The organism is Dyella sp. Tek66A03 (assembly GCF_052567735.1).
On the sequence record NZ_CP199584.1, the window covers coordinates 2,506,846 to 2,529,220 of the forward strand.

General features: G+C 58.9%; 17 protein-coding genes. 11 read left to right on the plus strand and 6 right to left on the minus strand.

Annotation, left to right across the window (positions count from 1 at the left end; genetic code table 11):
• Positions 1 to 19: 19 nt before the first annotated feature.
• The gene (locus tag ACT01B_RS11030; RefSeq protein WP_445143306.1) at positions 20 to 571 is read left to right on the plus strand and encodes a hypothetical protein; all 552 of its coding nucleotides are present in this window, start codon (positions 20 to 22) and stop codon (positions 569 to 571) included.
• A 335-nt stretch (positions 572 to 906) separates the two neighbouring features.
• Here ACT01B_RS11030 and ACT01B_RS11035 read toward each other — a convergent pair whose 3' ends face one another.
• Positions 907 to 1,251, minus strand: a complete 345-nt coding sequence (locus tag ACT01B_RS11035) for a hypothetical protein (protein ID WP_445143307.1) — start codon at positions 1,249 to 1,251, stop codon at positions 907 to 909.
• Positions 1,252 to 1,369: 118 nt separating this feature from the next.
• Here ACT01B_RS11035 and ACT01B_RS11040 point away from each other — a divergent pair, with 118 nt between their 5' ends.
• On the plus strand, positions 1,370 to 1,687 hold the full coding sequence (locus ACT01B_RS11040; protein WP_445143308.1) for a helix-turn-helix domain-containing protein: 318 nt from the start codon (positions 1,370 to 1,372) through the stop codon (positions 1,685 to 1,687).
• Between the two features lie 328 nt (positions 1,688 to 2,015).
• Positions 2,016 to 3,296 carry a hypothetical protein gene (locus tag ACT01B_RS11045; protein WP_445143309.1) on the plus strand — a complete coding sequence of 427 codons (1,281 nt, stop codon included), beginning with the start codon at positions 2,016 to 2,018 and terminating at the stop codon, positions 3,294 to 3,296.
• Between the two features lie 845 nt (positions 3,297 to 4,141).
• Here the strand turns inward: ACT01B_RS11045 and ACT01B_RS11050 are convergent.
• Together ACT01B_RS11050 and ACT01B_RS11055 are read right to left on the minus strand one after the other, a co-directional pair.
• Complete coding sequence (locus tag ACT01B_RS11050) at positions 4,142 to 4,594, minus strand: peptidyl-tRNA hydrolase (RefSeq protein WP_445143310.1); 453 nt, start codon at positions 4,592 to 4,594, stop codon at positions 4,142 to 4,144.
• Between the two features lie 163 nt (positions 4,595 to 4,757).
• Positions 4,758 to 4,958, minus strand: a complete 201-nt coding sequence (locus tag ACT01B_RS11055) for a type II toxin-antitoxin system Phd/YefM family antitoxin (protein ID WP_445143311.1) — start codon at positions 4,956 to 4,958, stop codon at positions 4,758 to 4,760.
• Between the two features lie 298 nt (positions 4,959 to 5,256).
• Here ACT01B_RS11055 and ACT01B_RS11060 point away from each other — a divergent pair, with 298 nt between their 5' ends.
• The gene (locus ACT01B_RS11060; protein WP_445143312.1) at positions 5,257 to 6,549 is read left to right on the plus strand and encodes a type II toxin-antitoxin system HipA family toxin; all 1,293 of its coding nucleotides are present in this window, start codon (positions 5,257 to 5,259) and stop codon (positions 6,547 to 6,549) included.
• Positions 6,550 to 6,560: 11 nt separating this feature from the next.
• Here the strand turns inward: ACT01B_RS11060 and ACT01B_RS11065 are convergent, their stop codons facing one another.
• Entirely contained in the window at positions 6,561 to 7,511 is a 951-nt protein-coding gene (locus ACT01B_RS11065; protein WP_445143313.1) for a DNA-binding protein, read from the minus strand.
• A 104-nt stretch (positions 7,512 to 7,615) separates the two neighbouring features.
• Between ACT01B_RS11065 and ACT01B_RS11070 the strand changes: the two genes are divergently transcribed.
• From ACT01B_RS11070 to ACT01B_RS11095, 6 genes are all read left to right on the plus strand, one after another.
• Positions 7,616 to 8,704: a site-specific integrase gene (locus ACT01B_RS11070; RefSeq protein WP_445143314.1), complete on the plus strand. Its 1,089-nt coding sequence runs from the start codon at positions 7,616 to 7,618 to the stop codon at positions 8,702 to 8,704.
• Positions 8,705 to 9,027: 323 nt separating this feature from the next.
• The gene (locus ACT01B_RS11075) at positions 9,028 to 11,325 is read left to right on the plus strand and encodes an AAA family ATPase (protein ID WP_445143315.1); all 2,298 of its coding nucleotides are present in this window, start codon (positions 9,028 to 9,030) and stop codon (positions 11,323 to 11,325) included.
• On the plus strand, positions 11,322 to 13,277 hold the full coding sequence (locus ACT01B_RS11080; protein ID WP_445143316.1) for a UvrD-helicase domain-containing protein: 1,956 nt from the start codon (positions 11,322 to 11,324) through the stop codon (positions 13,275 to 13,277). The genes ACT01B_RS11075 and ACT01B_RS11080 overlap by 4 nt, the downstream gene beginning before the upstream one ends.
• 403 nt (positions 13,278 to 13,680) lie before the next feature.
• Positions 13,681 to 15,345, plus strand: a complete 1,665-nt coding sequence (locus ACT01B_RS11085; RefSeq protein ID WP_445143317.1) for a carbamoyltransferase C-terminal domain-containing protein — start codon at positions 13,681 to 13,683, stop codon at positions 15,343 to 15,345.
• Positions 15,346 to 15,424: 79 nt separating this feature from the next.
• Positions 15,425 to 16,273, plus strand: coding sequence for a glycosyltransferase family 32 protein (locus tag ACT01B_RS11090; protein ID WP_445143318.1), 849 nt, complete (start codon positions 15,425 to 15,427; stop codon positions 16,271 to 16,273).
• A gap of 19 nt (positions 16,274 to 16,292) precedes the next feature.
• Complete coding sequence (locus ACT01B_RS11095; RefSeq protein WP_445143319.1) at positions 16,293 to 18,446, plus strand: family 16 glycosylhydrolase; 2,154 nt, start codon at positions 16,293 to 16,295, stop codon at positions 18,444 to 18,446.
• Between the two features lie 105 nt (positions 18,447 to 18,551).
• Here the strand turns inward: ACT01B_RS11095 and ACT01B_RS11100 are convergent, their stop codons facing one another.
• Positions 18,552 to 19,664, minus strand: coding sequence for a toll/interleukin-1 receptor domain-containing protein (locus tag ACT01B_RS11100; protein WP_445143320.1), 1,113 nt, complete (start codon positions 19,662 to 19,664; stop codon positions 18,552 to 18,554).
• A gap of 229 nt (positions 19,665 to 19,893) precedes the next feature.
• Positions 19,894 to 21,612, minus strand: coding sequence for a hypothetical protein (locus ACT01B_RS11105; protein ID WP_445143321.1), 1,719 nt, complete (start codon positions 21,610 to 21,612; stop codon positions 19,894 to 19,896).
• Positions 21,613 to 22,003: 391 nt separating this feature from the next.
• Here ACT01B_RS11105 and ACT01B_RS11110 point away from each other — a divergent pair, with 391 nt between their 5' ends.
• Entirely contained in the window at positions 22,004 to 22,357 is a 354-nt protein-coding gene (locus tag ACT01B_RS11110) for a hypothetical protein (protein ID WP_445143322.1), read from the plus strand.
• The last annotated feature ends 18 nt before the right edge of the window (positions 22,358 to 22,375 follow it).

Sequence of the window (22,375 nt, forward strand, 5' to 3'; positions counted from 1 at the left end):
CGCAAAATTAGGAAATGCAATGGCGCGGGATGCTGGTTGGACGCTCGAGAAGGCGATCGAGAAAATGGACGCCGGCGCCGCCTGGGTTGCCGAGACGAAGAATGGTAGCGATGCAGCGGAACTGCGCAAGCTCGTGCGTACTCTATGGACGAGCGAAACGCTCCTCGCCAAACATCCAGAATATCGGTTTACCGAACGCCGTACCGAGTTCATCAATGAAATCGCGGTGCGCCTCGATCCGTACGAATCCAATCTCGCGAATGGGATTCGCATGCTGCTTCCTGCCCTCGCGCAGACCGATGACGGCTACGCGAAAATCCTTGCACGCACTAGGCAGTGCGAGGGATCCGCACTTCTCCCATTGGTGCAAGTATCGGCTGTGCTCTCTTTGGCGGAAAAGCACGCCACTCGACTGGAAGCGGCTCATCGCGATGCGCTTCTCGCCGGCCCAGATGTTCGATTTCAGCATACTGTTGAAGTCGATGGTCAACGTGTGGATCCGGATGTGGAATCGTTCGGCATGCTCAAATCGTCGGTCACGACCATTGTCATGCTCGCGTACCCTAACTGACCTCGACGGGGTCCGATCGTCCACTTTGGATGGCGGTCTGTCTACAGCAGACTCGCAGCTGACATATCGCCCAGCGAACTGATCACGCCGGATCGTTGGACCTCAATACAGCAGAGGGCTTCGTCCACCTCAACGCATTGAGCCTGCCAGGTTGTGGGCCGATGAAATAATAAGCACAACCATTTGAAAGTTAATCACAATATCGATTGTACTTATCAAAATTACATGCGTCTCGGCTCAACCCCGATTTGACTGCACAGTGATCGCTGAAGAAGTTGATGCGGAGTACTGGATTCGAAAGGCGGTCGGTTACTACCACCGCTCCCTCTACGAATTCAATCCTTTCGCAAGTACGAGCGGCGCTTCTGACCCAGCGCCTCCGCAAAACGTTCAATAAATTCGGTCATGGCGCCGCGGAATCGCAGCGCTTCGGAAGGCAGCGCAATCCCCAGCTCTCGGGCGATGGCAGTGGCATAGCGCATTTGTACTGCTGTGGGCGGCTGAAGATCCGAGTCCAGGCACTCAACCAAGCTGTTAGCGAAGCATACCGCGAGGCGCTCGCGGAACTGATCGATGGCGCCAGTGTGATGGGCGCGGTCGTATTGAAGAGTCCAGGCCTCCCGGATGCAATCGTCCAGAGGGATAGGGATGGCATCCTCGTCGTTCAGCACGAGCTGCATACCGTGAACCCAATGGCCCAGGTCGGGGCCGCTTGCGCCCGATATTACGAAACTCGTAGTATCGGGCGCAAGGCAAAGTTACGAATCTCGTAGGCATTCTCCTGCGAAGGTTTGTGAAATGCCTAGGCGAACCGACATCAGGTTGGTGTTTCAGCGGCGCCTCAAGGAGGCTCGCATAAAGCGTCAACTCTCGCAAAAAGAGCTTGGCATCCAGGCAGGTTTGGATCAGTTTGTGGCCAGCACTCGCATCAATCGCTATGAGCAGGGCGTCCATGAGCCAGATATGGCAATGATCGCTCGGCTGGCAGATGCTCTGAACGTGCCGACTGCCTATCTGTTTGCCGACGACGAGCGACTGGCTCGGATGATTCTCGCGTTTGAGCAGCTCCCGGCGACGGAAAAGGATCGCCTGCTGAAATCGATCGAGTCCAAGTAGTTCTCTAAAGTAGGGCAGGGTGGCGTGACTGCTGCGCGCCCTGAAACGAGCTCGCACACCAGCGGCGAGTCATCGTCCTAATGCTGCGCGCCCTTCATTCCAAATCAGCGGTCAGAACCTGCTCCAGTCCGCGAGACGTGGAATCAGGTACAGATTTCCGGTGCAGGGAAGGAGAAGGGGAGTCTCATTTGCATACTTCAGTTGATCAGGTACAGATTTCCGGTTGAGCAGAGGGGCACTCCTGCTCAATCATGAGCGCGCGGAAAGAGGCTGGTCACAGCACTCGAGATGAGATTGTCTTTGAACACATGATGAGGACACTCATGCAATGGACAATGATGCCAGCTCACTGGAAAAGCTGATTGGATTCGACACGATCTCTCGGCGCTACGAATCTCTTTATGCGTTCGTTGCGCGACTGATCCGTAGCAACCTATTGAGCGACGGGGAGGCGCGACGCTTCATTCCCAAGTCCTGGGTCATCAAAATTTTCGCCCCGGACGATGAAGCCTCGCCAGACCCGGGGCCTGACTTCAGAAAGTATGTCGACTCGAGGTTCAGTGCGCTTACCAAGCTGGATATAGAGCCATGGGCACCGTTTCCTACCTTGACCAGCGTCTCACAGAGATGCCTCCGGGGCTGCCAGACCTGCCTTGAACTAGGTCATCACAGCTATGCTTATCAAGGGGATTTGATTGCTCGATGCCCGATTCATGATGAGCCATTGACCCATCGCTGCCCACACTGCCAAACGCCACTGTGGTGGAGGCACAGCACAATCTCCGAAAGTGCATTCAGATGTCCTCGCGGGTGCGATCTCCTGGGAGGTCTCCACATGGGTTTGGAGGCGACGACATTGAACGATCTCGCATTTTTCTTCAGGCGGCATCTGGCGTTGATTCGACGAATCAGATCGACTTTGCGTTTCGCGTCCAGTCCTATCTATGTCGCGTATCCACCACGGCTGATTGATTTACCTATCGAGGAGCAGGGCCTACCATCGCTTGGCTTGCTACCAGCCATCGTTGATGCGCTGCGCCCCTATGGCCCTGAGCTGCCGACATTTGAAAAACACCACGGACAATCGCATGGTGCGTGGCGCATCAAAGTGACCCCGTTCCCCCTGACGAATGACGCTCCGGCGTCAGCCACGGAATCTTTGAACTTGCTTCAAGCGTTTAAACGAGGAGCGTTTCGTACCGAACTCCCCGCGCCAAGCCCGTTGGCCCCGGCGCTGCTGCGGAAGCTAAAAGACTACGTCATGTTGATCGAGGGCAATCCGGTACCGCGAATTTCTGTGGCCTCATATTTGGTCACAACTGGAGAAGTCGCCGCGCTTCAAAGGCTGCTGGCAAAGGACAACGACCAGGGGCAGACGCAGATGCATTACGAGCTGCTACTTCATGACATCTTGGGACGAGGTCTAAAGCGCCAAGAGGAGCGGCAGCGCCCCGAATCACGCCCCAGGGCTCTTGGAGTTGCCGAGTCAGTTAGCGCCGTGATGCGCCTCGCATCGGGCCTTTTCCGAGTCCAGGGGTACACGGCTACCGATATAGTCCGTGCCCGGGACTCATGGAAAGATTTCGCAGAGTCTGTGGACTACCTATGAGCCGCGTTAGACGCCCGCCACAAAGCCCACCGAAAGGGACACACGGTTACTGCGGAAAAGGAACGGATTTACTGCGGAAAGGGATACAGAATTGTTGTGGTAGGACAAAACCGATCGACGCCGAGAGCCAAGCCGCAAGAGCCGCCTGACATAATTTGACATAATATACATTATGCGAAATTCTATGGTCGGGCGGATCGTTGGCACGGCGCTCGCTTGGAGCCGAAGCAACTGTTTTTGTTACGCCCCGCCAAGTGTTTATGTTACTCGGGCGCTATCTAGCCTCAACCCGGCGGAATAACGTTTACAGTTGTGGGCGGTCTCGAGGTCGATGCCCCGCACGAACGCCAAGCTTTAGTTCGCGGCTGCCCATGGCCAACAAACTTGAGCAGAACGCGCCGAAGTTTTGGGCCAACGCGGCCATGTAATCTGCGCCAGCGTTGTCATGCAGCCATGTTCTTTGGGCCACTGACAATCTTGCGCCTACATTTCTGGGCCGCTGAGCAGATCTCTCCAATTCAATTCCTCCAGGCCTCTATAGCCACCTGATCGGCTTGATCGGCGGTTAATTAGATTGAGCCGCCGCGCGGAGCGCGCCATGAAACATGAGCCAGCGGTCTGGCGCGGCCAACATGTTTGGTCCATGAGTAAGTCAGCTGCCAAGTGATTTGAGCCATTGATCGTTTAGGTCGCCACTGCTTCCCATATTCAGTCGACCATTTTGCCCAAGGGATAGACACGTAGCTGTTGACTCGAATTCTATAGACTGCCAGGTTCCTGGTCATTTAGTCGACCACTCACGCGGCGTTCTTTCGTTGAGTGTCCGTATCCATCATCCGAATGCATCACGTGGCCAACCTATAACGTTTCATCGTGGTCTCGACTTCATTGCGGTATACAGGGCCAACCCCCAGTGCGGTGATGATTGGCTCTCCGGTGAAATGAGGCAGCATCCGGTGGCCACGATCAATGACTAAGTGATGTGGCAGTCCTGACGCCTGCATGTCCCGGTATGCACGCACAAGCGAACCTAGGCTCTTTGCATACATGACGATCTTTGTTCCCTCACCCGTGCCCTTGTAAGTTGAGGTGATGCCGGGGCGCTCTTGGACGGCTTTCTCATAGGCATTAACGAAGGCATGCCCGCATTGCGCGGCCAATTTGCTGGCGCTCATGTGCAAGTCGGCGCGATAGATGACGTACATGTTCAACGGCCGGTAGTCGGCGCTGAACTCGGCCATGGTGCGCTTTCGCTCATTTAGGGTCGTAACGAGGTCTTCGTCCAGGAGGTACTCCATATCTAGGAGTCTCGTTTGGATCTGCTGGAAAGCGGGGCCTCATCTCGCGGCCTGCGGGTTCCTAACATAGGTCTGGAACCTAACGTTATGGGTGTTAAGTAGCGAACCCATGTTAGATGCAAGATATTGGTGAAGCTAAGAACTCGCGAGTTCGGCGAATTGATCATGGCGGTTTCGACGGATCTGCTTGAACATCCTCACTTTGACGAGCCGCCGCGGCAAGCCTTTCGTAGTCGTCGATCGAAAGCAATACAAACGCTGGCGTACCCCGCTTCGTCACGATGACCGGTCCGTGCTTAGTGGCAGCCAGCACGCGACCGGTATGCCGCCTTAGTTCACTTGCCGTGATGAAGGTCTCTATCATGACAAAGCGCCAGTCATCTGACTTCGGTTCGGATTCTAGATGAGATTTCGGCGCAGTTCTTTAGTCAACGGCTCACGCCTGTCTTCTGATCTAGTCAATCACTCACGCCCGTGCATTCGCTAGGTACGTGCACCATCGATACGAGTTTGCGCGCCACACTACTTGCGCTCGGCGGGATTGCTGCCATCCTGCCGCTCAGAATCGGCTAGCGAGACAAGCATGTTTCCCGCGTGATCGGGGAAAACGGTTGGTAGCCTTCTGCTGAAATCGATCCGATGTCCGGAGCTGAGCGTGCAACATGACTTCTGTTGAAAGGGTCACGCATACCGGGGAGCGTTCGCCGAAGGAGGCCTTTGTATGGATCTGGCTCCCTGGTGCGATGGAGCCGGTGGTCGCAGGCCGGGTGGATGCCGAGGGCCCTACCCGTGCGTTCACCTACCATCAGTCCTATTTGGAACGTGTCGACGCGATCCCGATTTTCTGTCCGGAGCTGCTGCTGCAGCGTGGTGTGTTCACGCCAACGCTTCCGCTCGATTTAGCAGGATGCCTGCGTGACGGCTTACCGGATGCGTGGGGACGCCGAGTCATCGTCAACCACCTCACCGGCTTGGTGGGTGACGCTGCTCGCGACGTTGAATTTGACGAACTGACTTTCATGCTTCATTCCAACTCCTGCCGCATCGGGGCTTTGGACTTCCAGGCATCCGCAAAACACTACCAGTCACGCGGGCTTAAGGGCGCGCCGCTTGATGCGCTACTGGAGGCGGCCGAAGGCCTGGAGAAGGGAGAGCCTATTCCGCCATCGCTCGCGGATGCACTTCATCAGGGAAGCTCAGTTGGCGGCGCGCGCCCGAAGGCGTTGATCCAGGATAGCAGCGGACACTTCATCGCCAAATTTTCTGCGCCAGGGGATGTTCAACCCGTGGTCAAAGCGGAGTACGTCGCCATGCGGCTGGCTAAAGAAGCCGCGCACTTATCGGTTGCCCGGGTGCAATTGCAGCAGGCACACGGGAGGGACGTTCTCCTGGTCCGGCGCTTTGATCGCGAGCACAACGATCATGGTTGGACACGACGCGCGATGGTGTCTGGGCTGACCATCTTTGGACTTAGCGAAATGGAGGCGCGTTACGCCAGTTATAGCGAGCTCGCGAAGATTGTCCAAGCCCGGTTCATCGACCCTGCAGCAACGCTTCGCGAGCTCTTCGGGCGCATGGTGTTCAACGTGTTGACGGGCAACACGGACGATCATGCCCGAAACCATGCGGCATTCTGGGATGGCACCCGCTTAACGCTGACTCCGGCGTATGACATTTGCCCGCAATCTCGTCTTGGACGTGAAGCCAATCAAGCCATGTTCATTGGCGTCGACGATCGACGCAGCCTGCTCGAGAGCTGCCGACGCGTGGCGCCCCATTTCCTGCTCACCGACGACGAGGCTCGGGCGCTTATCGCCGCTCAAGTGGCCGGCATTCGCTACCAGTGGGAAGGTATCTGCGACGAGGCAGGCCTAAGTCAGGTGCAGCGAGGATTCTTCTGGAAGCGTCAGTTTCTCAACGACTACGTCTTCGAAGACTATCCCGACGGGCTTTGAGCCGGGCGGCGTTACTTGCCGGGCCGCGCCTTTGGAAGCTGCTTGGAAATGCGTGGCTGTGCCGGTGCGCTCTTTCGTTGGCCGCGCTTCGCAACAGCCTTGGAAGCCGCTGAAGAATCCTTTGCCTTCGCCGCCGTGGCGGAGTAAGCCTCGGAGAGCGCCTTTTCCAAGGCGGCGACTTGGCCGGCTTGGCGGGCCACTTCCTGTTCGAGGCGACGCATCTGCTCCACGGCCGAGTCATGTTGCTTTTGAAGCGCCGTGACCGCGTCTCGATGCGCTCGCTCGGCCGCCTCGTGTCGCTGCTGCCATTGCCGGGCATCCTGTCGGGCCCGATCGACTTCCTGGTGAGCACGGTCCTCAACTGCCCGAATGTGCGTTTCTCTGCGCTCATGCTCTGCCTGCAGGGCGGCCTGATGCTCGTCTAGCTGAGCCCGCAGCGTCTGGATTTGCACCGATTGGTCGTTGCACTGGTCTTGCAGGCGGTCACGCTGCTGCAGGAGATCGGTACGAAGCGCATGGCTGTCCTGCAATTGGCCATCTAGAGTATTGCAGGCGTGCTCGGCCAGATCCCGGGCTGTCCGGGCCCGAGCCACACTGGTTTCGGCCTCCTGCAGGCGGGCTTCCCAGTTTTCACGCTCCCGAGTCAGTTGGGCTTGAGCGGCTTCGAGCGTGGCACGCTCGTTCGCGAAGCGGCCTTCCAGTGCGCGTTCGGCGTGTTCGGTGGCTAGACGCCACAGCTCGATCATCGCCTGCCCCACGGAGCTAGGTACCTGCGGCAAGGCGCTGAGCTGCCGCAATCGTTCCCCGAGCTGACCACGCCACGCGTCGAGCATGCGGGTGATCGTGTTGGGTGAGCCGGTCCCAAGCTCGGCCCGCAACTTCTCCACGGTCGGATTGTCGCCGGCTCCCAGGATGGCGTCCGCGGCCCCATTGACCTGCGTTTGGGTGATGCCTCGTGCCATACATCGGTCTCCTCGATCGGCGCCCTGCCCGCTTGGATTCGTACTCGCGATAAGTGATGATTATCGTGGGTAGATGCCCTGTTTCGTAGTATACATTACATATTATGAAAGATATTTCCACGATTCCGACCCTCGCGGAGCCGGCTTCCAGCCTGGCGCTGCCGATCCAGTTGGCGCAGCAAGCTGCCGATGCCGTGCGCGAACTGCTCGCCGAGGCGGCGGCCGCGAACACCACGCGCAGCTACGCGAGCGCCCTGCGCTACTGGGCCGGCTGGCACGCGACGCGCTACGGCATCGAAATGACGCTGCCGGTGTCAGAATCCACCGTTCTGCAGTTTGTGGTCGACCACGTGGTGCGGCGCTCGGCCGACGGCGAACTGGCCTGGGAACTGCCACCAGTCGTCGATCAGGCCTTGGTGGCCGCAGGCCTCAAGGCCAAGTCGGGCCCGTGGACGCTGGCGACCGTCCGTCATCGGGTCGCCGTGCTGTCGACGGCACACCGGCTCAAGCATGTAACTAATCCGTGCGAACAGCCGGCCATTCGCACCGTGCTGAGTCGCGCCGCGCGTGCTGCTGTCAAACGCGGCGTACGGCCGCGCAAAAAGACGGCTATCACGTTGACTGAGCTCGAGGCGATGCTGGCGACCTGTGACGACACCTTGGAAGGCCTCCGCGATCGCGCCCTACTCTGCTTTGGTTTTGCCAGCGGTGGCCGGCGACGCAGCGAAGTGGCGGCGGCCGATTTGCGCGATTTGCGCCGGATCGGCCCACAGGGTTTCATTTACCGGCTGGAGCACAGTAAGACGCAGCAAGCGGGCGTGACCGCGTCGTCGACACCCGATAAGCCCGTCCTCGATCGGGCGGCTCACGCGCTGGAGGCGTGGCTGGCCGCGGCCAGGATCACCGAGGGGGCGATTTTTCGGCGGCTGTGGAAGCATCGGGTGGGCCCTGCCCTTTCCCCCGCCGCGGTGGGCGAGATCGTGCAGCGGCGCGCCAAACTTGCGGGTCTCGAGGGGGACTTCGGCGGGCATAGCCTGCGCTCGGGCTTCGTGACCGAGGCCAGCCGTCAGGGCGTGCCGCTGCCGGCGATTATGGCGATGACCGAGCACCGCGCGGTGGCCAGTGTCATGGGGTACTTCCAGTCTGGAGGCGCAGCTGGCAACCCTGCGGCGCGTCTGCTCGAGGGCATCTAGACAATTGGCGAGGAGAGAGGAGCTAACCAATGCCTTGGTCCGCTTAGGGTGCCAACCTCAGCTAGCTAGCGAGCAATTCTTTCCTCCACATTTATTGAAATGCCCCGAGGGCCGTGACAACGGTGCGGTGAGTCCTAATGCTGCCCGCGTTCAAACCGACGGTGACTAGGCAACTGCGCGACCAATGAACTCCCACGCAACGCGGGAGGCATTCGTTGACCAGCGTGGACTACGCTCTTTGCCCTATCCCACTGGATTGCTAGCAGGGCGTCGCGTAAATTCCATGGAGGAACCACGGCCAATCAGAATGGACGCGCTAGGCAATGACCGAATCTGCAGCAGTCGCCCTGAGCTCAGACAGCATCACCCTTCAGTGCCTTGAAATTTGCAAGTTCCGCCGACTGGGCAGGGTTCAAGTCGAGATTGACGAGAAGACCACGATCCTCGTTGGCGCCAATAACAGCGGCAAGACCTCGATACTTGCCGCGCTGCGGCATTTTCTTTCCGATGGCTCGGCATTTGGCGCCTTCGATGTCAGCCTTTCCGAGTGGGCGAAGCTCCGGGAATTGGGCAAGGCGTGGGAATCGCTCACGGAAGATCCGGCGACGACCGGTGGTGCCGACGAAGCCGCGTGGACTAAGCAGTGCGCCACGCTGCTGGCCGCCATGCCGACGCTCGATTTGTGGTTCAGCGCCGAGGCGGGCATGTACCACTATGTTGCGCCCTTTCTGTCCAAGTTCGCCTGGAAAGGCGGCGCGGTCGGAGTTCGTCTACGGCTTGAGCCGGCGACCGACGTGGCCTCGCTAAAAGAACTGGCCTGGGCGTATCACACCGCACGGCTCCCGGTGAAGGACATGGGCAATGACTCGCTGGCGTGGCCCATCGACTTGCTTGATTACTGGCTACACGAATCGCAGAAGATGGGTCAGGTCAAAGCCTACAAGCTCGACGCCGACAACAACCCGTTGGAAGGCAATGCAACCTACGTGCCTCAGGTCCTGGCGGCTGGCGCGGCGCCGATCGAGCGCAAGCATCTGGCCAAGCTGCTTCGTGTCGACTTCGTGGCGGCACAGCGCGGGCTGGGTAGCGAGGAGGCGGCCTCGCGGTCGGCATCTGGTCCTCACCGCGTCGGCATGTTTTCGAATCAGCTTCTGCAATTCGCACGGCAACATCTGAACGTGGCCGCGACCGGCCATGGTCACCGAGCCGACCTGGTTAAGGCCGTTGCCGAGGCACAGAAGGAACTGGATCTAAAAATACACGACGCCATCGCACCTTCCGTGGCGGAGGTGAAGGAGCTTGGGTACCCAGGGCTGCACGACCCTCAGGAAATCCGCTTTCGGACACGCATTCAAACGGCAGACCTGCTCGACCATGGCACCGCAGTGCAGTACAGCATGAAGAAGGACTCGGCCGAGGACCTGCTGCCCGAGTACTCCATCGGCCTGGGCTACCAGAATCTGCAGTCACTGAGTTACCAGCTCGTTTCCTTCAAAACCGCACGCTTCAACGCCGAGAAAGGCTCGCCGGCGCCCGTGCATCTGGTGATGATCGAGGAGCCCGAGGCCCACCTGCATGTGCAAGTGCAGCGCATCTTCCCGGATAAGGCACACAAACTCATCAGCCCAACCGAGAAAGAGGCCACGCCGCTGAGGAGCCAGCTGCTCATCAGCACCCATTCGAGCCACCTTGCACACGCTGAGGACTTCGATCGGCTTCGTTATGTGCGGCGTATCGCCAAGTCCAAAGGTCACTCCATGCCGACCAGCGAGGTCGTCAACCTGGGACGGGTCTTCGGTAGTGATGACGCGACTCGCCAATTCGCCGAACGCTACTTCCGCGTCCAACACACCGACTTGCTGTTTGCCAACGCGGCCATCTTCGTGGAGGGGGTCGCCGAACGCATGCTGGTGCCCCTGTTCATGGAACGCGACTATGAGGCACTGAACAGTCGTTACGTCTCGTTCCTGGACATCGGAGGCAGCCACGCGCACCGACTGAAGCCCTTAGTCGAGCAGTTGCGCATCCCGACCATCGTCATCACCGACATCGATCCTGTGGAAGTGAAGACGGGCGCTAAAGGCCAAACTATCCGCGTAGCAGTGGCAAACACTGGGCAGGCAGGTTTGGAGTGCGGCAATGCCACCCTGCGCACGTGGCACCCGAAGTTCGTGCAACTGGACGACTTCAAGGCGCCCAAGTCCGATGACCTGACGTGGGCCCAGGAGCCGGAATGCCGAGTTCGCTTCGCCTGGCAGCTGCCGGTCGCAGAAGCTGGTGGCGCGTGGCCAAGCTCGTTCGAGGACTCGCTGATCCTGAGCAACATCGAGTGGTTCAGAGCGCTGTCGGAAGAGAAAGTCGACAAGAATGGCAAGAAGATCAAACCCCCGACCGGCACTCTGGGTACAGCGGTGACGACTGTCGCCGAGGCCAAAACACACGGCGACTTGGCAGCTGCGCTGCATGCGCTCATGCGCGCATCGTTCAGCAAGGGCGATTTTGCTGCGAGCATTTTCGAGAACGTGGCGGTCGGCGAGAACATCGCGTGTCCCAAGTACATCGCAGACGCCCTCACCTGGCTGCAGGCGCAACTCGAGCCCAACATGGACGTAGTGCTGTGAGCGGCGCGGCGGTTCGCGAAGGCAATGACCGGGATGCTGGCGTTGTCGACGAGATCTGTGGGTACTTGACCGAACAGCCCCCACGCAGCTTTTTCCTGTTTGCCGGTGCCGGCTCGGGGAAAACTCGCACGCTCGTCGAGGTTTTGCGTCGATTGACCGGAGTCGTTGCCCACGAGGCCGGCGGTTTCCTCGGTCGGCGTCTTCGCCTCTGCGGCCGTTCCATCCGCGTCGTCACATTCACGAAAAACGCGGTCGCGGTCATCCATGGTCGCCTAGGAAATAACGACCTCGTAAGCGTCTCCACCATTCACTCCTTTTGCTGGGAGCTTATTGACGGCTTTAACGACGACATTCGCGAAGCGCTGGTGGCTGTCAAGACGATCCAGCTTGAGAAAGAACGCGTGAAGGCAGAAGGCAAGAAGCGAGGAGTCAGCGCCGCCGACCGCGAGACCTTCGCCGAGATCGAACAGGAGATCGATGAAATTCGGGCGACTGACAAGTTCATCTATCACCCGGACCGTAACACCTATGGGCCCGGCGCCATCCAGCACCGGCACGTGCTCGATACAACGGCATGGCTGTTGCTGAACAAACCGGCGCTCAGGACGATCCTCCAGGACCGTCATCCGATCATCCTGATCGACGAATCCCAGGACACGATGAAAGGCGTGCTGGACGCGCTCATGGTGCTCGCGGAGCCCCAGGGCAGCGGGCTCACGCTCGGCCTCCTTGGCGACCATCGGCAGCGCATCTATTCCGACGGTCATTCCGACCTCCCGGGTTTGGTACCCGATGGCTGGGCGAAACCAGAGCTGCAGATGAACCACCGGAGCCAGTTACGGATTGTCACGCTCATCAACCAAATTTGGGAATCCGAGATGCTGGGGCGTACGCAGCCGCCGACAGGAGTCAAGCAGCATGCACGCACCGAGAACACGAGAGGCGTGGTGCGCTTGTTTATCGGAAATGCATCGCTGTCTGCCGAGGAAAAGCGCGTTCGTGAGCAATGGTGTGCCACCCAAATGAGGGATCCGGCGCAGACCGACGCGTGGACCAGTGGGGGCTACCAACTCTTGGCGCTCGAGCACAAGCTCGTTGCGGCTCGCGGTGGCTTTCTGGGCGTCTACGAAGCGATGGACCTGATTGATCCCAACGCCGCCGCGCCAGTCGGTAGCGGTGAGAACAAAGGGCCGTCTGCCGTCCGCCTGCTTCTGGACGAACTCGCCCAGCTCGAGGCCTGCGTTAACCATGACGGTACGGTCAATGAGTCTTTGGCCACCGATGTACTGAGGCACAGCAACAGCCTTGACCAAATGCCCGTCGATGCAGCTGAGCGACAAGCGCGAGCAGACGAGATGCTCAAGGCAATATCCGCCTTTGCGGCCGCGTGTGTTGATGAGGGGTCAACCGTGGCTAATGTGATCGCGCCTGTCCTGGCCGCCAACCTCTTTGATGTGGACTCCCGCCTGGTGGAGGCCTTCGCCGACACGTCGGAGCCACCTCCCCCGCCGGTTCCTCGTAAGAACACTGAGACGGCGCAAGCCAGAATGCGGCGAGGTTGGTGTGCCCTGTTCGCCGCTCCCTGGGTGGAGCTGGGAAGGTATCGACGCTACCTCGTCGGCCAATCGGAGCTGGCAACCCATCAAGTCGTAAAGGGCTCTGAGTTCGACCACGTCATGGTTGTGATGGACGACAGTCAGGCGGGTGGTTTTCTGATTTCGTACGACAAACTCTTCGGCGGCAAAGAGCTGAGTGCGAACGACCAAACCAATGTGCAGGACGGCAAAGAGACCACCATCGACCGGAGCCTGCGACTCCTATACGTCACCTGCAGCCGCGCCCGCGAGTCGTTAGCGCTCGTTTTATGGTCGACGCAGCCAGGAGCGGCAATCGCATACATCAAGGACAAGAGCGGCTGGTTTGCCTCAGATGAAATTTTGGCGATCCCGTGATGCTCCGCCAAAGGCGCCCCTTTCCTCCGTGAGCCGGCTATGCCGCAACGAGGCCATCGGACGATTGAGCGCCTTCGGGTTACGGGTTGTTTAGTAGACCGTCCCTCGCGGGATTTAATAAATGTCGCAACCAGCCGATACCGCTAACGAAATCTGGGCACGAGGTGACCCGCCGCCCCTGTCCTGAGACAGAGGCTACCTCACGGTCGGATTGACCTGCGCAACTAAGGGGTAAAGCCGTCCAAAACATGACTCGCCCAAGATAATCTGAGTATCCACTTTGGAAACGTGCGGCATGAGGGGCGCGACTGCTTGCCTCGTTTTGGAGACGTACCATCCTGGCTTTAATAACGAGCTGGCGTCGACTTGTACCCCGCGCCGCGGGTAACCCTCGGCGCTCACCATGCCGAAGACAATCTCCGAAGGGAGCTACGTGAAAATCTTCTCCTATAATCCCGGTCACGATGGCGCCGTCGTAATTCTTGAAGACGCTCGTTTGGTAATGTCAATCGAAGCAGAGAAGGATTCGAACTATCGATACTCGTCCGTCTCTAGTCCCGATATATTGAATGCGATCGGCGAAATGGATGCAACGCCTGACGTCATCTGCGTGGGTGGGTGGTGGCCGCGAGACCATGACGAATTCCTCCGTGGATCGAATGACAACGCCGGGTATCGGGGAATTTCGGAGTGCGGCATTATCGTTGGACAAAAACGCTTTCTGAAAAAGAAGGTCGAATATTTTTCGTCCTCTCACGAGCGCTCGCATGTTCTCTGCGCTTTCGGAATGTCACCTCTGCCGAAAGGCACGCCCTGCTACGCGTTGGTATGGGAGGGATCTATCGGTGCCTTTTATGAGATTGATGCCGAGCTAAACATCACGCTCATCGCAGACGTTTTAAACCAGCCGGGAAACCGTTATGGCCTGCTATACGGTCTAGCCGACCCAACATTTCCCAAGAACGGACCCTATCCGCGTGTTTCGGACGCAGGAAAGCTCATGGCATTAGCGTCATTTTCGACGCGGACTACGCCTTCGGCCGAAGAAAAGAGATTGCTTGGCTTTCTGTTGGACGGACCATTCCGGGAGTTGACCGCATACGAAGATCTCGAGAACGCCCCCCACCTTGATGTGGGCCTGGATGATCCAGAGTTTCGTAACTTCGCGGGTATCTACAGCGACGCTATCTTCGACACCTTTTATCGGTTCGCGCAGGCGAATTTGAAGAAGGGACGCCCCTTGGTCATCGCAGGGGGCTGTGGGCTAAACTGCGACTGGAACAGTCGATGGAAACAGACCGGCTTCTTTTCTGAGGTGTTCGTGCCTCCCGTCGCCAACGATTCAGGATCCCCCATCGGCACGGCGATCGATGCTCAGTTTCGCTTCACCGGAAATCCGAAGATCGAATGGGATGTCTATTCCGGGCTACCGTTCCGAGAGGAAGGGTCGGTCGATACTGGGCGATACGAAATCCACTCCGCGGACCCCGATGAGATCGCCGACCTGCTGGCGAACGATCTCATCCTCGGATGGGTAAGCGGCCGATATGAGATTGGTCCGCGCGCGCTGGGCAACAGGTCCATCCTCGCTGCGCCGTTCCGAGATAGCACCAGGGTGCGCCTGAACGAGATAAAGCAACGCGAACAGTTCCGTCCGATCGCGCCTGTCTGTCTTCAGGACGAAGCCGAAAAGTGGTTCGGTTGCGATCACGAAAGCCCGTACATGCTATTCACCCATCGGGCGACAACCGACGCTCTTGGGGCCGTGACGCATGTGAACGGCACCGCCCGCATCCAAACGGTCACAACCGCAACCAACAGACGTCTGAACGACCTGCTTGTTGCCTTCAAAGCGCGCACAGGCTACGGCGTCCTGTGTAATACCTCCCTAAATTTCAACGGGAAGGGCTTCATCAACAACATCGGCGATCTCGATGCTTATGCCTCGGAGCATGGCCTGGACGGATTTGTGGTCGAAGGGCGAGCCTACCTGATGAAATCATCCGAGCAATATCAATGCTATTTGAAGAGGTCAGATCCTTCGGCGAGGCAGGACGGTCTGCTCTGATGCGTGGTGCACCGAGTTTCAGGTACGGAAAGCCGCACGGGCTGAAGCGGCTCAGCTGTCGATCCGGAGACACAGGGAAATGCTGAAGTTGGATGCCTACCCGCAGGGGTTCGAGGAGGATGATCGCCTACGCTCCGCCTTTACGCGGAACCTCACGCTGCATTTTTCAGATCGCCCAGCGCCTCCTAGTGTCGATGGAGCGATTCGATCAGCCGGCGTGCCGAAGACGCTGATCAGGTACTGGCATGACCCGCACGATGTTCCCGATGACGTGAGGGCCTGCCTGGCCAGCTGGGATCGACTACATAACGAGGGCTTCGAATTCCGGACGTTCAACGACGCATCAGCGACCGCTTACATCGCGGAGCGATACGGCGCGCAGCAGCTCAAAGCCTTCGCGCGCTGCCGACACCCGGCGATGCGAAGCGACTATCTGAGACTGTGCTTTGTGCTGGCGGAGGGAGGATTCTACGTTGACGCGGACGATGTTCTGTTAGGCGACGGTTGGAGAACCATATTCCTGAATGGCACACTGAAGCTTCAGCCGTTGTGCTACGACATTTTTTCAAGCGGGATGGTCCCCGCCGCCGAGATTTGGCGCCACGACCTACCGACCGAAGGCCGCATCTTCTACGTCAACAACGATCCGATCGCGGCGCCCGCAGGCCATCCCGTTTTACGGCGCGCGCTCGGGCGTGCGACCGAGAAGCTACTCGGTAACGACCCGCGCCCTGAAATACAAGCGACGACCGGTCCCGGAAATCTAACTGCTGCTTTGGTCGCACACGCGCGTGACCTCGCGTTCGCGGGCGCGCCGTTCGACTTCGAGCTGCTACACGACTGGGATGCCATTGCGGAAACGCGCTGGGACCTCACCTATCGCGGCGACGCTCGCAACTGGCGCAACATGGATGCCTTGGGGATTTGAAGCGGAGTGGAATGACGCCATGAACCTCAATGACGCCTCAGGAGCATTGCGCGGACTGACCTTTCGCGTTGCGCGTGCTGTATTGGGCCTTCTTCCCCACGGCCGCATCTCGGCGTTCGGCACTGGCGACGGCAAGATCGGGGCAATCTTGGTCGTGAACCTCGATCGGCAACCGCAGCGATGGCGCCGAGTCCGCCGCGAACTAGGTCGCTTCCGGACATCTGACGGCGCCTCTCTGCTGTCGATCACACGACGGTTGGCGGCAGTGGACGCTCGCGACGGTCGTGCCGTGGCGGCGACCGCCGACGTGGACGCGACGTACCGCGTTGGCGACCAATTGCATGTTCAGCCGGACGCCAGGCTCGAGGCATGCTTTGGCGCTGACGTGCCTGTCAGGATGACGCGTCAGGAGATAGCCGTCGCGAGATCGCATGTGGAAGCCTGGAAGGCCGTCATGACAGGCTCTGAAGATCACGTGCTGGTGCTTGAAGATGACGTCTGGTTCAGGCGTGGTGCCGCGGCGATGATCGACCGCGGCTGGAGCGCCGCCATCAAACGTTGCAGCAATGAAGGCGGCCCGGAGCTGCTCTACCTATCCTATGCAGACGCTGGAGGCACAGCGGAGCGGATCGAACTGGGAGATGGACTGTTCCGGCCTCTGCGAGGTCTCTGGTTTCTCTCTGGATATGTCCTGTCCCGTAAGGGTGCAGCGTCACTATTGCGGGCGATGCCCGTGATTGGGCCAGTCGATCTGTGGATGAACTATCGCTTCGAGGCGCTTGGCGCGCTTGCTCTGTCTTCGCCGGCGATCCTGCAAAGGCAGGACGCCGGCTCGGACAATTCCTATTCCATCCTTCCTTACCTGGCGCGGGCGGGGACCGTTGACGCGAGCTCGGGTCCGGTGCCACCCGATCGGACGCGCGTGGGAACGGTGCTCGCGTGGACCGCAGGGGGCAAACAAGAAAGCCTCGCAATGGCTCTATCGATGCTAGGGCTACGCGTTAGGGCGTTTGACGGCGACGAGGATGAGATCCATGCGCGGGATCTCCCCTCCCTCTTAGGAACTTTCGACGCTATCGTAGATCCTCCGCTGGCCCCAAGCGCGCTATCTGCCGCGATCGTCAGTACGGACACCAAATTCCTCATGGAAGAGGCGATGCCTCCATTGGTGAGTGGGCCGGGACCCCTACCGTCCGCGCGGACATTAGTATTCCCGCACGACATGCCGGATAACGAACGGTGGAGGCCTCTTTGTGTTTTTCTCGGCCTCGACGAGCCTGCTCAGGCGTTTCCTGCTGGAGCGGCACGAGGCTTCAGGATTTTCAGGGACGATCGTCCGGACACTGCGCGGCGAGCCGTTGCCCCTCTGTTCCGACGAAATGCTTGCCAACTGGACGATTCTCCCTGGGTCTTACCTGCCCGGAACGACTGGCGTCCGTCGATTCCTATGGCAGGACCTGCGCTGTTCGCAGAAAGGAACTTGGTGCACGCGATGATGACGACGGCACCTTCCTCGTTTCGCGCGCTTGTCGAAACCTTCCCCGGCAATTTAGCGTCCTTTGAAAGAGAGGGTCTCTTGCACGATGAAGAAGGTGTGCGTCTCGTAGTGAACAAGGCTGGTGCCGATAGCAGACCTTATCGTTCCGGCGCCTTCGCCTCGGTTCAGGCCTTTGGGCATGGGCGCTTTGAGGCGGAGATAAAGGCAGCTTCCGGCAGAGGCCTGGTTACCGGATTTTTCCTACATCGAGACGCGCCACGACAGGAGATCGATGTCGAACTCGTGGGCGGTGATCCCACACGCATGCTAGTCAATGTGTATTTCAATCCTGGCGACGACGGGGCGACGATGGCCTTCGGCTATCGGGGCTCACCCTGCCGCATCGACCTTGGCTTTGATGCCACTCTGGATTTCCACTGCTACGCGATCGACTGGCAGCCGGGCTACATCGCGTGGTTGGTGGACGGAAGAATCGTCCATGAGCGGGTGGGATGGGATCCCACACCGCTTCCTCATCTGCCAATGCACTTGCATGCCAACCTGTGGGTTCCCCGCTCCGAAGAGCTCGCTGGGAAAATCGATGACGAAACCCTGCCTGCCATGGCGATCTTCAGAAATGTATCCGTGAAGGCCACATCCATGACCGCGGCATTCAAAGCAGCTCAACCTGCCTAGCCGGCATCGGGAAGTCTGTTCATCCGCGATACTTCCTCCTTAATCGCTCCGCAGCTCTCGGCCGTCACATGCAACCGATGTTCGGATCGGTCGCCACCTCGCTCATCAGGCTATCCGAAGGCGCCGCAGGAGCTTGCCGATGACGGACTCGTAGTTTTCGGGCTTCGAAAAGTCAGCGTAAAGCTTGCCCTTCAAAAATTCCGGCAGCTCGCACTCCTCATACAGCAGCGGCAACACGACCACCTCTCCTGTGGTGATCTCTCGGTTCATGGCTACGTCGAGTTCTTTTTTAACCCACGGCGCATTGATGGACTTCTTGGAGAGGACGACCGCAACATAGCGACTAAGCTTCATACCCTCGTCGATCTTGGCAATGAGCGAGTCCCCTATGTCGATCTCTGCCTCATCCAACCATACGTGCTCCACGCCGTGAGCCATTAGATCGTTGCGCAACTGACGCACGAAGGGTTTGTCGACGCCGGTGTGACTAAGGAAGATGCCGTGGTATTTCTCATGCGCAGCATCGTCCTTCTCCAGCGCCAGGGTGTCGCGGACAAGCTGGTTTTGGGCTTCCTGTGAAGTTGGCGGCGTTATCAGCCAGCCTGTCGTAGTCCCAAGCACAACGCGGCCGCCTAGGCTGTAGCCCTCAGGTGTTGCGGCAATCGAGGTATAGCCTTCACCGGGATCAGAGAGGCAGAGCGTCCAACCCCCGGTTCGCGAGAGCACCTGGAAGTAGCGCACGAAGGGGCTATCCGGGTCCACTTGCCCCATTTTGCGCCCCTTCTTTACGAGAAGCTCTGAGCGCTGCACGAGCCTCGTCACCTTGGATGCCACGTATCCTAGATGAGTTTCACGATAGCCAAAGAAGTTCATGCGCTTTGGCTCGGAGAGGCACCAGACCACGGTTGCGCCATCGGCAATCGCCGCTGCCATCTCCTTGCGCCGATCCTCGCCATCGAACGCAGAGTCGATATCGTAGCGATCGTTCTGCCCTTTCAGTTTGCCCAATTCGTACGGGTCGCTTGAGAAGGTCCCCGCTTGACCAAACAGGAAATGCGTATAGCTTTCCGGATTGATGATAATTGTGTCGTATTCGTAGAGGGGGTAGGCGGCCCGATCGCGATCCACTTCCGGCAGGCAGAGGCCAAGGTTGTCGATTTCAACCCCCTCGATCGGCTCACCGGTATACGTCAAACCGACTGTCAGCATCCTTCTCATTCAGTCTCCTCAATCGCATTGCAAAGGCTACCAGAATAACGTGACGTGACGCCTCGGCGGATATCGGTGCAGCGCTTCTGGGCTCAGTTGCCATCACACACTCCACACACTCGCCTACCTCCGATAACTTGCCCGAATCGCCGCGCGCGCCTAGGAGTCCGCGCTTTTCGATCAATAAACCCATCGGTGCACGCACTCTTGAAGGTATGTGATCTCGCGAACCTGTCATCTAAGCGCGAACGGGAACATCTATCGATTTCTTCTTCCCGTCGTTTGTCCAAGCGGTAATCCGGAGCGAGATCCCCGGGAAGGCTGGGCCGAGAGTAAATGCAAAGTAGCCAGCTACCGAGCCCGCGTGAATCCTGAACGGCTGCGGTGGCAACACCTCGGGTCCGAAGCTAATTGTGCCGGTGATGTCGGACAAGGTTGGCAACCCGTCAATTGTGATTTGTCCGCTAACGGGCTCTTGGAGGCGAATGGGTGATGGTGTCAACAAAGCTATTTCCGCAACGTCAAAGTCGCCAGTGACTGGGGTTAGCGTCGGCATCGTCGTCTGCGGTACCAGTGTCGGCGGCTGCTCCGGCCTTATGGCTAGTGGAGCCGTTAGCGTCTGACCTTGTAACGAGGCTTGCACGGTGCAGTCGATGGTTTGGCTAGACATAGCCTGGCCGGCAACAGGAGAGGCCGTGAACTGCCCTGCTGAACAGTTTTCTGCAATCAGCAGCCCTTCTGGACTGACGACCACGAGATCGGGCCTGTCACTCGACAACAAGATTGTCACGCCGCCAGCAGGAGCGTGATCGCTGAGCGCAACACTTCCCACCGCTCCTTTGGGATTGCTTGTTCCGATTAAGCTCGGTTGGATAGTTAGGGACTTCAAACTCACCGATACTACTGGCGCGGCCGGAACGAACGCAGAGAGCACAGTGCCAAATGCGCCAAGAACCGGCGTGCAAGTAATGGAATCCTTTTCGAACGCTACTGATCTTAAAGAGAGTACGCACGCCGAAGGCAGGGCCGGCAGTCCAAGGGTCTCTGCAACTTGGCGCGCGATCAGCGTGTTTAAGAGCGAAAGCATTGGGCGCACGCCTTGAGCCAAAAGAGCGTTGGACAGCATCGGCGTGATGAGCTGAAGGACGCTTCCAAGCAGCCCGGGCATTGTCAGGACAGGAGCAGTTCCAGTAAGCACATCGACGATCATGCTCGGCGTTAGGCTAAATGCGGGTGCGACGTGCAGGCTGTTTGTGAACGTGAATGGTGACGAACTTGGCGAAGGAGCCGTGAGGGTGGCGGTTCCACGTGCCGAGAACGAGACGTCGCCGTTGACGATCACGATATCCAACGTTGCGACAGAGATGCCTATGCTTCCAAGCGCGGGGGCTGGGAATGAAAGCTGTATTGGCAATGGAGGAGCACCCTGACTCAGTGAACTGCCGGTAATCGCGATCGGCGGAAGGATCACAAGCTCGATGCGTGAGGCAGGGTCGGGCTGATCTCCGGCAGAGGCGGTTGGCAATGGCCCTGAGCGAAAGTCCGGCCCGTTCACTGCCGCATCATCGGTCCCTTCGACTGTGATCCCGAAGGATTGCCGATCTGTCCCGATGATCTCGTTAAATGTGGCGACATTGTCCTTGATTGTGACGGTCTGCTTGACCGCTTGGCCGTCGGGAGTCAATTTCCAGACCCGGGCGATACGGCTTTGACTGCTATTTCCGGGAAGATCGAACACCGCTATCGTCGTCTCGATATCGGCTGCGTGCTGCTTTTGGCACGCGCTGAGCAGTGCATTTTGATCAGCAAGCTGCTGCCTGACCTTCCCCAGTTCAAGCATCTTCTTCCAGCGATCGGCCCCGCCCAGGCCGGGGATGGCCTCCCGAACGGTTTGTTCTTGCCCAGACAGGTTCGCGACAAGGTCGGCAAAGGGCTGACATTCCGGCGGCACAGGCATGGTGACATGCTCCAAGGCAACGGATGGAACCGGGACCCCCTGAACTTCCGGGATTATAGCTCTGGCTCTTTGCGGTTCCCATCTCATCCTGCATAAGTGCCAGGCGCACCCGGTCTGGAACGTAGTTCTGCCGCGACCGGAATCGTCACCTGCCCTATGTTGCAGACGATGGCGGACACTCGCCCTACCCTCGATACTCCTTCCTAATCAGCCTTCTCTCCATCGAACAATAGTCCCTCACTCCTCGGCGGGCCGGACGCCTCGTCAAGGCGCCCAAGAACTGTGCAAATCTCAATCGTCCAACAAAACAGTCGGCCCCTACACGCGTGCGCTGGCTTGAGAAAAATCACCTCGCCCCCAGTAACTTCATCCCAGGGGCGGAGTCGGTCTAGTGAGCGTGGAAGCGATTGAGAAACTGCTGTTGTCGTGTCCCTCCGTGGCGGCGAAGGAATCGTGGGTTCGCGCCCAGGCCGGACAGGTCGCGCTGGGAAAATCGTCACGAGGCGATATCGACCGGATTCACGACCTCCTCAAGCAAAACCGGCGACACGAAGCGGCGGCCGCGACGCTGGCGGTCGCGATGGCGGACGATGGCATTGCGCTGATCGCCAACTTACGTCGTCGTGGTGTTCTGCGCGCCTCGCGCTACGGCTTCAAAGCTGGCGCACCGCGCGAGCTCGTCCGATTGCTGGGCCGCCTGCATGATCTGCGCGTCACGCTGCCAGCGACCGAGACCTATCAATAGCCCGGACACGAGCGTTGT